Source organism: Amycolatopsis thailandensis (genome assembly GCF_002234405.1).
GTDB lineage: Bacteria > Actinomycetota > Actinomycetes > Mycobacteriales > Pseudonocardiaceae > Amycolatopsis > Amycolatopsis thailandensis.
The window spans coordinates 1-11,812 of sequence record NZ_NMQT01000041.1 but is presented as its reverse complement, the minus strand read 5'-3'; the positions used below and the strand labels follow the sequence as shown (position 1 = coordinate 11,812).

At 67.8% G+C, this 11,812-nt stretch carries 17 protein-coding genes; 8 read left to right on the top strand and 9 right to left on the bottom strand.

The features are described from left to right. Positions 1-58 precede the first annotated feature (58 nt). Positions 59-322, top strand: coding sequence for a hypothetical protein (locus CFP71_RS12975; protein WP_093934108.1), 264 nt, complete (start codon positions 59-61; stop codon positions 320-322). 49 nt (positions 323-371) lie between these two features. Here the strand turns inward: CFP71_RS12975 and CFP71_RS12970 are convergent, their stop codons facing one another. From CFP71_RS12970 to CFP71_RS12955, 4 genes are all read right to left on the bottom strand, one after another. Then, positions 372-1,400, bottom strand: coding sequence for a pentapeptide repeat-containing protein (locus tag CFP71_RS12970; protein ID WP_093934107.1), 1,029 nt, complete (start codon positions 1,398-1,400; stop codon positions 372-374). A 24-nt stretch (positions 1,401-1,424) separates the two neighbouring features. Beyond that, positions 1,425-1,949 carry a hypothetical protein gene (locus tag CFP71_RS12965; RefSeq protein ID WP_143267075.1) on the bottom strand — a complete coding sequence of 175 codons (525 nt, stop codon included), beginning with the start codon at positions 1,947-1,949 and terminating at the stop codon, positions 1,425-1,427. 239 nt (positions 1,950-2,188) lie between these two features. Continuing rightward, on the bottom strand, positions 2,189-2,668 hold the full coding sequence (locus CFP71_RS12960; protein WP_143267074.1) for a hypothetical protein: 480 nt from the start codon (positions 2,666-2,668) through the stop codon (positions 2,189-2,191). A gap of 101 nt (positions 2,669-2,769) precedes the next feature. Continuing rightward, positions 2,770-3,453: an HNH endonuclease family protein gene (locus CFP71_RS12955; RefSeq protein ID WP_093934104.1), complete on the bottom strand. Its 684-nt coding sequence runs from the start codon at positions 3,451-3,453 to the stop codon at positions 2,770-2,772. 413 nt (positions 3,454-3,866) lie between these two features. On the opposite strand from CFP71_RS12955, the gene CFP71_RS44125 reads away from it, so the two are divergent. The 4 genes from CFP71_RS44125 to CFP71_RS12940 all read left to right on the top strand — a co-directional run bounded on the left by CFP71_RS44125 (position 3,867) and on the right by CFP71_RS12940 (position 6,859). After that, the gene (locus tag CFP71_RS44125; protein WP_167406100.1) at positions 3,867-4,028 is read left to right on the top strand and encodes a hypothetical protein; all 162 of its coding nucleotides are present in this window, start codon (positions 3,867-3,869) and stop codon (positions 4,026-4,028) included. 799 nt (positions 4,029-4,827) lie between these two features. Beyond that, a complete protein-coding gene (locus CFP71_RS12950) occupies positions 4,828-5,127 on the top strand; it encodes a hypothetical protein (RefSeq protein ID WP_093934103.1) in 300 nt (99 codons plus the stop codon). Then, positions 5,124-5,867 (top strand): hypothetical protein, encoded by a 744-nt coding sequence (locus CFP71_RS12945; RefSeq protein WP_143267073.1) that lies wholly within the window; start codon positions 5,124-5,126, stop codon positions 5,865-5,867. Before CFP71_RS12950 ends, CFP71_RS12945 begins: the two co-directional genes overlap by 4 nt. A gap of 221 nt (positions 5,868-6,088) precedes the next feature. Further along, entirely contained in the window at positions 6,089-6,859 is a 771-nt protein-coding gene (locus CFP71_RS12940; RefSeq protein WP_093934101.1) for an SGNH/GDSL hydrolase family protein, read from the top strand. On the opposite strand, the gene CFP71_RS12935 is transcribed toward CFP71_RS12940, so the two are convergent. Genes CFP71_RS12935 through CFP71_RS12920 form a run of 4 tightly spaced genes read right to left on the bottom strand, consistent with a single transcriptional unit; the run spans position 6,850 to position 8,602 of the window. After that, positions 6,850-7,422, bottom strand: a complete 573-nt coding sequence (locus CFP71_RS12935; RefSeq protein WP_093934100.1) for a TetR/AcrR family transcriptional regulator — start codon at positions 7,420-7,422, stop codon at positions 6,850-6,852. The two genes, CFP71_RS12940 and CFP71_RS12935, sit on opposite strands and share 10 nt — an antisense overlap. Before the next feature lie 33 nt (positions 7,423-7,455). Further along, positions 7,456-7,878, bottom strand: coding sequence for an SRPBCC family protein (locus tag CFP71_RS12930; protein WP_279629218.1), 423 nt, complete (start codon positions 7,876-7,878; stop codon positions 7,456-7,458). A 20-nt stretch (positions 7,879-7,898) separates the two neighbouring features. Beyond that, the gene (locus tag CFP71_RS12925; protein WP_093934098.1) at positions 7,899-8,216 is read right to left on the bottom strand and encodes a metalloregulator ArsR/SmtB family transcription factor; all 318 of its coding nucleotides are present in this window, start codon (positions 8,214-8,216) and stop codon (positions 7,899-7,901) included. Continuing rightward, positions 8,216-8,602: a VOC family protein gene (locus CFP71_RS12920; RefSeq protein ID WP_093934097.1), complete on the bottom strand. Its 387-nt coding sequence runs from the start codon at positions 8,600-8,602 to the stop codon at positions 8,216-8,218. The genes CFP71_RS12925 and CFP71_RS12920 overlap by 1 nt, the downstream gene beginning before the upstream one ends. A 275-nt stretch (positions 8,603-8,877) precedes the next feature. Between CFP71_RS12920 and CFP71_RS12915 the strand changes: the two genes are divergently transcribed. From CFP71_RS12915 to CFP71_RS12905, 3 genes are read left to right on the top strand one after another with little or no spacing between them, the layout of a single operon-like run. After that, positions 8,878-9,462 (top strand): NADPH-dependent FMN reductase, encoded by a 585-nt coding sequence (locus CFP71_RS12915; protein WP_093934096.1) that lies wholly within the window; start codon positions 8,878-8,880, stop codon positions 9,460-9,462. Next, positions 9,459-10,916 carry a DHA2 family efflux MFS transporter permease subunit gene (locus CFP71_RS12910; RefSeq protein WP_093934095.1) on the top strand — a complete coding sequence of 486 codons (1,458 nt, stop codon included), beginning with the start codon at positions 9,459-9,461 and terminating at the stop codon, positions 10,914-10,916. The genes CFP71_RS12915 and CFP71_RS12910 overlap by 4 nt, the downstream gene beginning before the upstream one ends. Then, a complete protein-coding gene (locus CFP71_RS12905) occupies positions 10,913-11,281 on the top strand; it encodes a MerR family transcriptional regulator (protein ID WP_093934094.1) in 369 nt (122 codons plus the stop codon). Before CFP71_RS12910 ends, CFP71_RS12905 begins: the two co-directional genes overlap by 4 nt. Here the strand turns inward: CFP71_RS12905 and CFP71_RS12900 are convergent. Then, on the bottom strand, positions 11,271-11,753 hold the full coding sequence (locus CFP71_RS12900) for a pyridoxamine 5'-phosphate oxidase family protein (protein WP_093934093.1): 483 nt from the start codon (positions 11,751-11,753) through the stop codon (positions 11,271-11,273). The two genes, CFP71_RS12905 and CFP71_RS12900, sit on opposite strands and share 11 nt — an antisense overlap. Positions 11,754-11,812: the final 59 nt, after the last annotated feature.

Here is an 11,812-nt window from a genome sequence, read left to right as displayed (position 1 = left end):
GAAACCCCAGGGACGTACCCTGAGGTCGAAGTCGTTCTCACACAACAGGACTGGGCACATGGACTCCGTGGCGGGCGCGGTCGGCCGGATGGTCGACCGCGGATGTGATCTCCTCGAGCTCATCGAGTTCCTCCGGGCCCGCGAAACGTTTCGGCTGTCTCCGCTGCGCCTCATGTGGATCCTCGACAACGAGGCGGGCATCCCCTGGACGACCACACGAAGAGAGTTCGGGTCGATGTTCGATCCCGACCTCCAGCCCCTCACCTCGCGAGCGGAGATCGAAACCCGCTGGCAAGCCCTCCTCCACGCGCGACGAACCTGAGCGAGGCCCCACTGGAAGTACACCGCCGCCGAGTGCCCGGCCCCCCGCGTCAGCCGTTCGGCAGCTTCGTCCTGGAGTTCGTCCGCGCCTGGGCGAGTTGTTCGGGCGTCGTGGCATCGGCTCCGGTCAGGTCGGCTTCGGTCAGGTTGGCCGCGGAAAGATTCGCCGCGCCGAGATAGGCGTCGTTCAGTTTCGCGGCGAACAGGTTGGCGCCCATCAGTTTCGCGGCGCCGAGGCTCGCGCGGGTCAGGTTGGCCTGTGGCAGGTCGGCTCCGTTGAGGGTGGCGTCACCGAGGCGGGCGTAGGTCAGATCCACCTGGTCTAGGTGCGCGCGGGTCAGGTCGGCCGAGGTCAGGGTGGCGTCGACCAGGTTCGCCTCGGAAAGGTCGGCGCTGTGAAGCCGCGCGTGCGTGAGGCTCGCGTTGTGCAGGTCGGCCTGCCGCAGGAGCGCGTTCTCCAGTGAGGCTTCGTGCAGCAGAACGAAAGCGAGGTTGGCACCGGTGAGGTCCGCGCCCGCCAGCTTGGCCCTGCTGAGATCCGCGCCCGCCAGTTCGGTCTGGTGCAGGTCGATCCGTGCCGAACCGCCGTCCGGGCGGCGGTTCAGCACGGTCAGCACCGCCTGTACGTCCGGCGGTGGCCGGACCGGGCTCTTGGGCGTCCGGCTCGGCCGAGGCGGCGTTGTGGTGGTGGACGGTGGCGTGACCTTCCGCGGCGCGTGCTCCCGGACGAACGCGCACAGCACCTCCACGATGGTCGGCACATCCGCGGCGGAGTCGCGCATCAGGCGTTCGAGGGAGTAGATCGCACCCAGGCGCACGTCGATCTTCTCCGACCCCAACTGGTCCGTGGCCCGGCTGTAACGGTCGGTGATCTGTCCCTGCTCGGTCAGCCGCAGTTGCTCGGTCGTCGACCGGGACGTGTAGACGAGCGCGGCGATCGCTGTCAGCACGGTCAAGCCCGAAACAATCGACTGCACCCAGTTGTGCTTCGACGCCGCGGCGGGGCGGCGGACCGGCCGAGGCGTCATCCGGGAGTACAACCGCCGCCGCGGGACGGCCTTTCTGATGTTGCGGCGCATTGATCCGTCGCTTTCCGGAAACCGTCAAGCCGACTCGGCCGGCCGCCACGGTTTGGGCAGCCAGACCCAGCGGGAACCGAGGTACACCAAGCCGTCGTAGGCCATCCCGAGGTCGCTGCCCGGCACGACGTACTTCCAGCGGTAGAACGTCAATCCCGGTTTCAGGGATGGAGCGATCTTCGCGTAGCCGCCCGGGAAATGGACGAAGTTCCCGGCCTTCGCCTTGAGGTCCTCGCTGGAGGCGGCCCAGAGTTCCAGTTCGGTCTGGTCCGGTTTGGCGATGGGCCCGGTCTCCGGCGTCGCGAACTGTTTCCCGTAGTACGCCTCGGCTTTCGCGGCGAGTTCGCCCTCGAAGACGGCCCGGCAGTCTTCCGCCGTCGGAACGAGGGTCTTGATCAGCGGCAACGGATCGCCGGTGCGGAGATCCGTGACCAGCTGACGGGCACCGTCCTGGGTGCCGGGGTAACGGCTCCCAGGTGATTCGGGCTGAGTCGAACTACAGCCGGTCAAGGCCAGGATCAGGACTGCGTACAAGACGACGGTTCTCATGTGGCTCCCACTCGCGGACACCGATGACAGTCGAGGCGCCGGTGGGATTCGTTACGCCTTGGTGATTCTCGCCGTCAGACGTGACGTCGGGCGTTCGACGGTCCTCGGTGGGGTGCTGCCAAGACGTTCGTTTGTCAGGTGACAGGAAGCGCGACCTGGCCAGACTTACCGCGGCGTCCGGGCCGATCACCCTGCCGCAGCGCCGACCTGCTCGCGCAGTACGGCCGGCTTCTCGGCGGCTACAGTCGCGAGATGTCACGAGCCAGATGCGATCTCCTGAGCCGTCGATTGCGAAGGATCCAGGCGCGATCCGCCCGGCGCCCATAGGCCAGCTGAACATGGAAATAGTTGACGTACTCGGCGACGGCCAGAGCCCACAACGCGGCACCCAGCCAGAAACGACCAAGAGATCCCGCCTGTGCCTCCACCACGATCGGCACAACACCGATCGCGATCAGCGCCACGTTCACCGGCGCCAGCACCCGCAACGCTCGAACCACGAAGGTAAAAGCGCCACGGTGACCTTCGAGTTCGCGGCGTTTACCCATCCAGTAGGCACTGCCCTGTAACAGCATGACCGTGGTGAGCAGGTACCCCGACACGTTCGCGACTGTCGGTGGCACCCCCGCCAGCACGAAGAAGACGACGAAGAACACCACGACACTGACCAACTCGCCAACCGCCAGGCTCGCCATCCGTCCTCGCAGCTGCCGCCTCATGGTCACGCTCCCTCGTCCACGCGGGATCAACCCATGCTAGAGCCCGCGGAGGTTTCACCACGAGTCCGGGACCGGCCAGTGACGCGGCTGAGCAGATCGTGTCAGGGGCACCGATCGAGCATGCCCGCCAGCGCGGTCCGTTCCGGCACGGTGATCGACAGCCCGTACCCGGCTTTGACGACGATCCAATCGGTCGCGTAAGCACACCAGAACGACACCAAGGGCGGCTTCCACTCATCCGGCGCCTTGTCGCCCTTCTCCTGGTTCACGTTGTCGGTCACCACCAGCAGCTGCGGACTAGTCAGGTCATTGGCGAACTGCTCACGCCTGGCCTGATCCCACGACTTCGCGCCGCTGACCCACGCATGAGCCAACGGCACCACGTGATCCACATCGACATCGGACGCCTTCCGCCACGTCTCGCCGTCGTAAGGGCTGCGCCAGGACCCCGACGTCGGAGCGCAGTCCGCATTGACCCCGACGTTCTCGCCGGCGCGTTTGAGCACTTCCTCTCGCACGTTGCAACTGCCGGACACGGTCTTCCAATGCGGGAACTTATCCCGATCGTACCCGTCCAGCACCCCGCGGACCGCGACCTGCAACGTGCCCAGCAGCTTCCGAGCCTCGGCCGCCGAAACCGCCGGTGCCGTTCCCTCGGCCGAGCCACTATCCGGAGTGGCCGGTGTGGTGCGAGGTACCTCGCACGAAACCACCGAAGCGAACAGCGCCGCCGCCATCACCGCACGCCCGAACCTCAGCCAGACAGCCCGTCTCTCGCCGACCACGCCGCTTCCTCCCCCATCGAAACCCACCTACAGGGAGCAGTAAACGGCACCCACGCCTGCGGCGTGACTGGCGAACAGCGCAACTTCCGTGCGGACCTTGAACCCGGCCTCGGCCGCGGCACCTGACGCTGCCCGTGCGCGTGGGTAGCCGGTTCGGGACAGCCGGGGGTGTTGAACGGACAGCGCCCTGGCCACCACCCCGGAAATCGTGGTTCGCTGGGAAGTTCTCCCCCGCACCCGTCGCCCCATCGCCCACGGGTGACCCCTTACCCGCCTGAGCAGGTGATAAGCGAAGGTAAGGGGTCATATCGGGTACGGGTGTAGGTGATCACCCAATGCCCTGTGGCACCCCTCAGGACGACTCTGATCACTACCAACGAGGCAGTGATGAAGTCCTGAAGGGAAACACCGAGATGAACAGCAACGACGTCCTGCTCACCGGCGTGTTGGCCGAGGTCGACTACCGGACCGAGCAGATGCTCAAGGCCGGCCGCAGCGTCTGGATCGACCGGGCACGACGCGCGGGCAGGCGACTCCGCACACACCGCACCCAGACCCGGGCGACGAACCATTAGCGCGGCGCCGGCCGAACATCGCCTCGGCGGGGCAGCGCGCCACTCCGACCCGGTGAAAGACGTGTCGCGGTACGGCTCCGGCGCTTGGGCGCCAGAGCTATCGCGGGGCTCCGCTGGTGGCCTTCTCTGGTGGCGGTGGTACGGGCGGCGGGATCGCGCGGGGCGTTCACCGCTGCGTGTTCACGGTGTCCACGCGATCTTTGTGGACGGCTCTGCGACCCTCTTGACCTGCACGATCGAGAAACTCGGTGTCCAGGTGTCCACGTGTAGTCTCCGCACAGGAGAGGTACGCGGCATCCTTGTTCTCGCAAGCTACGGGAGCTACCCGGCCTGGATTGGAGGGCATTGTGACCACCTACGTCGTCACGCGGTCGCCGCATCGCATGCCCCCTTCCATGCCATCCGGTGCCCGAGCTGTGTCTTCTCCGCCCGTGAGTGGGGCGGCGGGGGTCCTGAAGCCCTTCTGCGTGGTTGCGGTAGAGCAGGGACTTGCGGTCTAGCTGGAACTAGCCCGCGCACTCAGGCGAGGCCTCGAGCGTAGTTTTCGCTCGGGGCCTTCGTCATGTCTACGTAGACACCGTTGTGTTGCAAGGTCTTCTCCTGTGCGTGCGCGTGCGGGACGATTTCCTTGTTCCGGTCCCACCCCGGGATGTCGCCGACAGGGCCGTGGTTCCAGCCACAGCAAGCCCGACCGGTGAGTGCTCGTAAATCCGCAACCACGAAACGCACCATCCTCGCCCGCCCCCTTCTCCATGTTCTCCGGGGCGGGCAGGCGCGTTTCTCGCAGAAGGGCACGAACATGACCTTGAAAGCGGCGAGCCCGCCCTCGGGGGCAGGCGCCGTCCCGGCCGCGGTCAGACTGACCTGGCCGGAGGCCTTCATCATCACGCTGGCCGTCGGCCTGACCATCTTCCTCAACGTGCACGACCACACCCCGATCATCGCGGCCGCCGGCATCGCCGCCGGGGTGATGGCCGTGTTCGTCGCCGTGATCACGGTCCCGCGTGGCATCGGCGAGATCACCAAGAACCTGCGGTTCCTCCGCTCGGCAGCCGACGAACTCGCCCGCCTGCACCACGAGCAGGAGGGACGGCGATGACCATGACCATCCCCGGCCAGCAGCAGAACGTCTACGAGGCGGCCGACGCGACCGAGTTCCGGGCCCTGCTCGGCCGGGTTCTGGGCCAGTCGCCGCTGAGCTGCGGCCAGATCGCGATCAAGACCGGCATGCCGCGCTCCACCGCCTACAGCCTGCCCGACACCAAACGCCCCGGCCTGCCCAGCAACCCCGACCAGGTCGAGGCCTTCGTCAAGGCCTGCGGCCTCACCCCCACCCAGATCGATCTGGTGATGGACCTGTGGCACAAGCTGCATCAGGAGGCGGAGAACATCCGCTCCAACGGTGAAAAGGCTGCCGACGACACCGCGCCCCCCTCGATGACGAAGCGTGCGGAGGCAGCCAGCGGTCTCCCCAGCAAGTACGAGCGAATACTCACGGACAGCGACACCAAGTTCTTCATCGGTGACGCCAGTTTGCTGCGCACCACTGAAGGATGCGCGAAGTTTCCCCATCGCACGCTGTTGTTCTCGCACCGGAACACCAGCTGGACCGAGTTGCTGCACTATGTCCTGGGTGACGAACGCCGGACTCGCCGCGCGGTCACGCTGCTCATCCCGATCACGCTGCTGCTGCTCAGCATCGTGTGCGCGCTGGTGTTCCTCGCGGTCAAGATGCCCACGACCACGCCCCTGGTAGTGGCCGGGCTGCTCTCCCCGCTCCTGCTCGCTCTGCGCAAGAACGGGCGGAAGCCGACGAAGAAGGTCGCCGCCGACGATTAGCACCTGATGGGCGTCGACAGGCCCGGCGGCCGGTGCGCCGCCGGGCCCCCGGTTCATCGTCACGGCGACGTTGTGCGGTTCCCAGTCCGCCCGGCCGAGCAGGCGGGTGGCCGGGTTGATCAGCCGCAGGCGCCGGTTGCGCACTGTGCCCTGATCTTTCTCGGCCGCACCGGAGCAGTAGCATCACCAGGTATGTCATCACCGATTTAGGGATCCATCCCGTGTTTTGCACCACTAGTAAGCGCTTAGTCAGTATCGGGGACTCCTTCACCGAGGGTGTCGGCGACGAGGACCCGTCGTCCCCCAACGGCGTCCGGGGCTGGGCAGACCGCGTCGCGGAACGGCTCGCGGCCAACCACCAGGACTTCCGCTACGCGAACCTCGCGATCCGAGGCAAACTCCTCGGGCAGGTCCTCACCGAGCAGCTCGAACCGGCCCTCGCGCTGAACCCGGATCTCGTGACCTTCTACGCGGGCGGCAACGATCTGATGCGGCCGAAGGTCGACATCGACGCTCTGATCGACGACTACGACCTCGCTGTCGGCAGGGTCGTCGCGACCGGCGCGCGGGTCGTTCTCTTCACGGGCGTCGACGGGGTCGAGGACGCCTTGTTCCGCAAGATCCGGGGCCGCGTCGCGATCTACAACGAGCACGTCCGCGGCATCGCCGCGCGGCACGGGGCGCTGCTGGTGGACATGTGGGCGATGCGCCGTCTCCGCGACCGGCGCCTGTGGGCACCGGATCGCTTGCATCTGAACTCGTCGGGACACAACGAGATCGCCATCGCCGTCCTCGACGCGCTCGGCGAACCGCACAAGCTGACGCCCGCCGAACTCGGACCGCGGCCGCTGTTGAGCCCGCAGGCTCGGCGCACCGAGAACCTCCAGTGGGGCAAGGAACACGCCGTCCCGTGGATCAAGCGCCGGCTGCGCGGCGAATCCTCGGGCGACGCGCTCCCGCCGAAGCGGCCGACGATGGACCCCTACGCCTGACGCGGCCGGAGACCGTCGAAGAGGATGCAGATCGTCCGGGTCCGTAGTTCGGGCCCGGCGTGCTCTGCCGCTTTCGCCGTCCCGATGATCACCGGGATCAGTTCGTCCACACCGAGGTCCTTCCGGACGTCGCCCGTGTCCTGAGCCCGGCTGAGCAGTACGCCGAGCGCGTCCTTGAGACGGACGCCGATGACCGAGCCCGCCGAGGGAACGCTGACCCCGGCCGCCGACAAGGCCTCGAAGTAGGCGTTCTTGGCGTCGGCCATCGCGATCCAGCCGGTCAGGAACCCGAAGAACGCGGCGCCCGGATCGGGCGAGTCCGCGGCGACCGTGGTTTCCGCGTCGTCGACGAAGCGGTGAAGGCGCGCGTAGAGGACAGCCTCCAGTAGGGCTTCTTTCGTCGGGAAGTGCCGGAACACCGTGCCGACGCCGACGCCTGCCTCGCGGGCGACTTCTTCAGTGGGCGCACTGGTGCCTTTGGCCGTGAAGACGCGCTCCGCGGCCTCCAACACCCGCGTGCGGTTACGGCGGGCATCGGCTCGGAGCGGTTTTTCGTCCGTCACAAGCGGGGATCCTAGACCCGGTGTCCAGAGCCGCTACGGGGCCTGGTCCGGCATCTCGTCCAGCACGCGCGCCAGCGCCTTGGGGACACCGGTGCGCCAGCCGCCGCCCATGATCCGGCGTGACATCCGCTGGAACTCGTCGTCGGGATCGAAACCCTCGTGACTGAGGAACAGCCGGGTGCCACGGCCCTCCGGTTCGAGCCGCCACGTCACAGTCCACTCCGGACCCCAGCTGATACTGAGCAACCGCTCCGGCTCCACGGCCAGCACCTCGCAGGCGACCGGCCCGCCCGCGAAACCGGCGGCGGGAACAGGGTCCGCGAGCAGTTCGAACCTGTGCCCCACAACGGGTTTCATGTCGTTCGGCATCCGGAGCCAGCGCTCCAGCAGCTGCGGTTCGGTCAAGGCGCGCCACACCTTCCGCGGTGAATGCGGAAGAAACTGATCGACGTGGATGACCGTCGGATCCTCGTCGTTCAGAGCTCCTCCTCGTCCAGCAGGTCACGCAGGTTAGCCAGCTTGTCGCGCCAGTACCGTTCATACGGCGAAAGCCAGTCGGAGACTTCTCGCAGCGGACCGGCTTCCAGAGAGTAGACGCGGTTGCGTCCCTGGCGCTCTTCCCGGACGAGCCCGGCTTCGCGGAGCACCCGAAGGTGTTCCGACAGGCTCGGTCGCCGCATGTCGAACTGGTCGGCGATCTCCCCCGCCGCCTGTGGGCCGTCGAGGAGAATGCCCAGCACCTCGCGGCGGGCCGGGTTGGCGAGCGCGGCGAAGACGTCGTCGTTGACCGGCACTAGCGCGGCCAGTTCCCGTAGCCGGAGGGTTCGAGCAGCCCCATCGCGTTGCCGTCAGGGTCTTTCAAGGAGGTCACCCGACCCCACGGCATCTCTTCCGCGTCCTCGACCTCGACGCCCTGGGCGCGAAGTTCCGTGATGTCGGCATCGACGTCGGAGGTGCTCAGCTGGAAGTGCACGCGAGTGTCGTGATCGAGACCACCGACGGCGTGGTCGACCAGGACGATGCCGGTTTCCGCCCCCTTGGGTCCGACCATGACGAACGGACCGTGCGGGCCGCTGACGTCGACGAGCAGATCGAAGCCGAGCTTGCCGACGTAAAAGTCCCGCGCCTTGACCTGGTCGGACACCGGCACGGTGAGGAACTGGATGCGGTCGATGTTCATACCCAGACGATACGTAGGCGATTTCCTACATGTCAACATCGGCGGAAGGTCCCGCTGCCTGTTGGTCGGATTCCCGGGCCTCCGCGCACCCCGAGCGCCACGCCTGGAACGCTCACCGTCTCGAGCGTGGCGCTCGAGACATCATGAAGTCCGGCGGGGAACAAGGCTCGCCATTGAGCACCCATACAACCTCGACTTAAATAGAGGTCCAGTGTTCGTGACCAGCGCCGCAACGGCTTGAGTTCGCCTATGGACGAACTTTTAGCGTCGTCGGCATGAGCACTGAAACCACGGAACAGTCCCCGCTTCGCGTCGCCGTGATCATCGGGAGCGTCCGGCACGAACGATTCGCCGACGCCATCACGGGCTGGCTCCTGACCGAACTCGCCGCGATCGACGGCTTGGAGGTCGACCCGATCGACCTCGCCGACGTCGACCTCCCGTTGCAGGGAACCCAGCCCGGGGGCACCGAGACGCCGATCAGCGGCAGGCTGCACGCGGCCGACGCCTACCTTGTCGTCACCCCGGAGTACAACCACAGTTTCCCGGCCGCGCTGAAGAACGCGATCGACTGGCACTTCAGCGAATGGGCGCACAAGCCCGTCGCGTTCGTCGGCTACGGCGCGGGTTCGGGCGGGATCCGCGCGATCGAGCAGCTGCGGCTGATCTTCCCCGAGCTCAGGGCCACCACCATCCGCGACGCGGTGCTGCTGAACGCTCCGTGGACCCGTCTCGGTCCGAACGGGTACGAGGGCACCGAAGGCGAGCGCGCCGCGCTGGCCGGGACGATGGCCGAGCTGGGCTGGTGGGCCCGCACGCTGCGCGCCGGACGGATCCAGGGTCAGGAGAGTGCGGCATGAACCGCCTGACCACACAGGAACTGCGCATCGCGGCGGTGATCGCGCTCGGCGGCTTGATGGCCGTTCTGGACACCACGATCGTCGCCGTCGCGCTGCCGCGGTTCATGACGACCTTCTCCGCGTCCCTCACCACGATCCAGTGGGTCGTGACCGCCTACGCGCTCGCCATGGTCGCGGCGATGCCGTTGGCGGCCACCTTCGCTCAACGCTGGGGTGCCCGCCGGGTGTACCTGGCCGCGCTGCTCGTGTTCGCGGCGTCGTCCGCGGCCGCGGGAGCCGCCGGCGATCTCGGCTGGCTGATCGCGGCAAGGGCCGTGCAGGGGCTGGCAGGCGGCCTGATCAATCCCTTGGGAATGACCATCGGTTTCGGGGCCGTGGACCCGGCGCGCCGGAGCCGGATGACCACGATCACCGGGCTTCCTCTGCTGATCGGACCGATTCTGGGTCCGTTGCTCGGCGGCTTTCTGCTGGACAGCCTGTCGTGGCGGGCGCTGTTCTTCATCACCGTTCCGCCTGCGCTGCTCGGGATCATCGGCGTGCTGCGCTGGATCCCCGCCGATGTCTCGTCGGCGGAACGCGCCCCGATCGACCTCGTCGGCGGTCTGCTGCTCGTCCCCGGCGTCGTCGCGGTGGCGTACGGGTTCAGCGAGGAGACGCTCGGCGCGGGCACCCGTGCGGCGATCGTCGTGGCCGGGCTGGCGCTCGTGGCCGTGTTCACGCGCCGGTCGTGGCGTCATCCCGCGCCGCTGCTGAACGTCCGGCTCCTGCGTGACCGGACGTTCGGGCGCAACACCGCGGTCCTGGTCCTGTACGCCGCGCCGTACTTCGGCTCGATGCTGCTGATGCCCGCCTACATCCAGGTCATCCGCGGTGACTCGCCGATGGTCAGCGCACTGATGTCGGTGCCGGCGGCGCTCGGGATGGGCATCACCATCCAGTTCGCGGCCCGTGTCCTAGAGCGCTTCGGTCCGCGGGTCGTCGTCGGGACCGGCTTGAGTCTCGCGATCGTCTCGACCGGGCTGACGATGCTCGTCCTCACCCCGGACACCCCTTACCCGCTGTTGGCGCTCTTGGGCGTGTTTCAGGGAGCCGGCACCGGAGCGATCATGATGCCCACGATCGTGAGTGCCGGCCGGAACCTGCGTGGCCCGGACCTCGCGTCCGGTTCCGCGATCCTCCCGCTGTCCAGCACCATCGCGAGCGCGGTCGGCACCGCGGCGGTGAGCGCCGTGTTCACCGGATTGATCGCCGAGGCCACCGGAGGACGGGGACTCGCGGCACTGGGCGATCCATCGGCGGGCGCGACTCTCACCGGGGACGTGGTCTCCGCGTATCGCCTGACGCTCGCCGGTGTCCTGGCGGTCATGGTGATCGCCCTGGTGGTCAGGCTGAGGACCCGGCCGGTCCCGGTAGCCTCGGCGGTGGAACCCACGACGGCACGGAGCGCAGCATGACGACCCCGACCCGGCTCGATGCCCACCTGACCATCAGCGAGGTCGCGAGCCGGGCGGGAGTCTCGGCCAACGCCGTCCGTTACTACGAGCGCTACGACGTCATCACCGCGCAGCGCACCACGGGCAACGCGCGCCGGTTCACCATCGACGCCGTCTGCCGGATCCGGCTCGCGGTCGCCGCCCAGCGGGTCGGGCTCAGCCTCGCCGAAAGCGCACAGATCCTGGCCGAGATCCCGCCGATGTCCCCCGATCTCGAGAAGTGGTCCCAGGCCGGGCAGCGGCTCATCGACGCCGGCCAGGCCCGCATCGCCGAGCTCACCGCCGTTGTCGACGAGTACCGGACGCTGGACTTCCTCACGCGCTGAACGGCCCTTCCGCCGCGTTCGACCAGCGCGACACCGGGTGGTTCCCCAGACCGGGGTAGGCGACGGCCATCCCCCGGTCCGGGGACATCGACCACAGCAGGGCGGCAGGCGACGCGGCATGGTCCGTCCAGGCCGGGGACCACTCGGGGACGTACCGCTCGTAGATGCGACGGACCCGGGCCAGGTCCTTGGTCTCCAGCCTCGCGGGCCCGGTCATCCGCACCTGACGGACGTCATCGGGCGGGTCGAACGTCGCGACCATGACGGCGACCTCACGGTTCGCGCGAGCGGCGGCCAGGAACGGTGACGGCCGGTCGCCGGCTACCGGGGTATGGAACCACAGCCTGCCTTCCTCGGCCACGAACCACATCATCGCCAGCGCCGGGTTCCCGCGGCCGGTGGTGGTGGCGACACTGGCGGGCAGGCGCGGCTCGTCGAGGAAGGCTTGTACGGCGAAACTCGCTTCGGTCATGAAGCCACCGTGCAACCTCGACCGCGGTCGAGGTCCAGCCCGAGTACATGAAGGCCCCC

Excerpts from the sequence above, each read along its gene's own strand:
- CFP71_RS12945 (WP_143267073.1), top strand. The coding sequence starts at position 5,124 with ATGACCATGACCATCCCCGGCCAGCAGCAGAACGTCTACGAGGCGGCC.
- CFP71_RS12965 (WP_143267075.1), bottom strand. The coding sequence starts at position 1,949 with ATGAGAACCGTCGTCTTGTACGCAGTCCTGATCCTGGCCTTGACCGGC.
- CFP71_RS12970 (WP_093934107.1), bottom strand. The coding sequence starts at position 1,400 with ATGCGCCGCAACATCAGAAAGGCCGTCCCGCGGCGGCGGTTGTACTCC.
- CFP71_RS44125 (WP_167406100.1), top strand. The coding sequence starts at position 3,867 with ATGAACAGCAACGACGTCCTGCTCACCGGCGTGTTGGCCGAGGTCGAC.
- CFP71_RS12920 (WP_093934097.1), bottom strand. The coding sequence starts at position 8,602 with ATGAACATCGACCGCATCCAGTTCCTCACCGTGCCGGTGTCCGACCAG.
- CFP71_RS12900 (WP_093934093.1), bottom strand. The coding sequence starts at position 11,753 with ATGACCGAAGCGAGTTTCGCCGTACAAGCCTTCCTCGACGAGCCGCGC.
- CFP71_RS12905 (WP_093934094.1), top strand. The coding sequence starts at position 10,913 with ATGACGACCCCGACCCGGCTCGATGCCCACCTGACCATCAGCGAGGTC.
- CFP71_RS12950 (WP_093934103.1), top strand. The coding sequence starts at position 4,828 with ATGACCTTGAAAGCGGCGAGCCCGCCCTCGGGGGCAGGCGCCGTCCCG.
- CFP71_RS12915 (WP_093934096.1), top strand. The coding sequence starts at position 8,878 with ATGAGCACTGAAACCACGGAACAGTCCCCGCTTCGCGTCGCCGTGATC.
- CFP71_RS12960 (WP_143267074.1), bottom strand. The coding sequence starts at position 2,668 with ATGAGGCGGCAGCTGCGAGGACGGATGGCGAGCCTGGCGGTTGGCGAG.
- CFP71_RS12975 (WP_093934108.1), top strand. The coding sequence starts at position 59 with ATGGACTCCGTGGCGGGCGCGGTCGGCCGGATGGTCGACCGCGGATGT.
- CFP71_RS12910 (WP_093934095.1), top strand. The coding sequence starts at position 9,459 with ATGAACCGCCTGACCACACAGGAACTGCGCATCGCGGCGGTGATCGCG.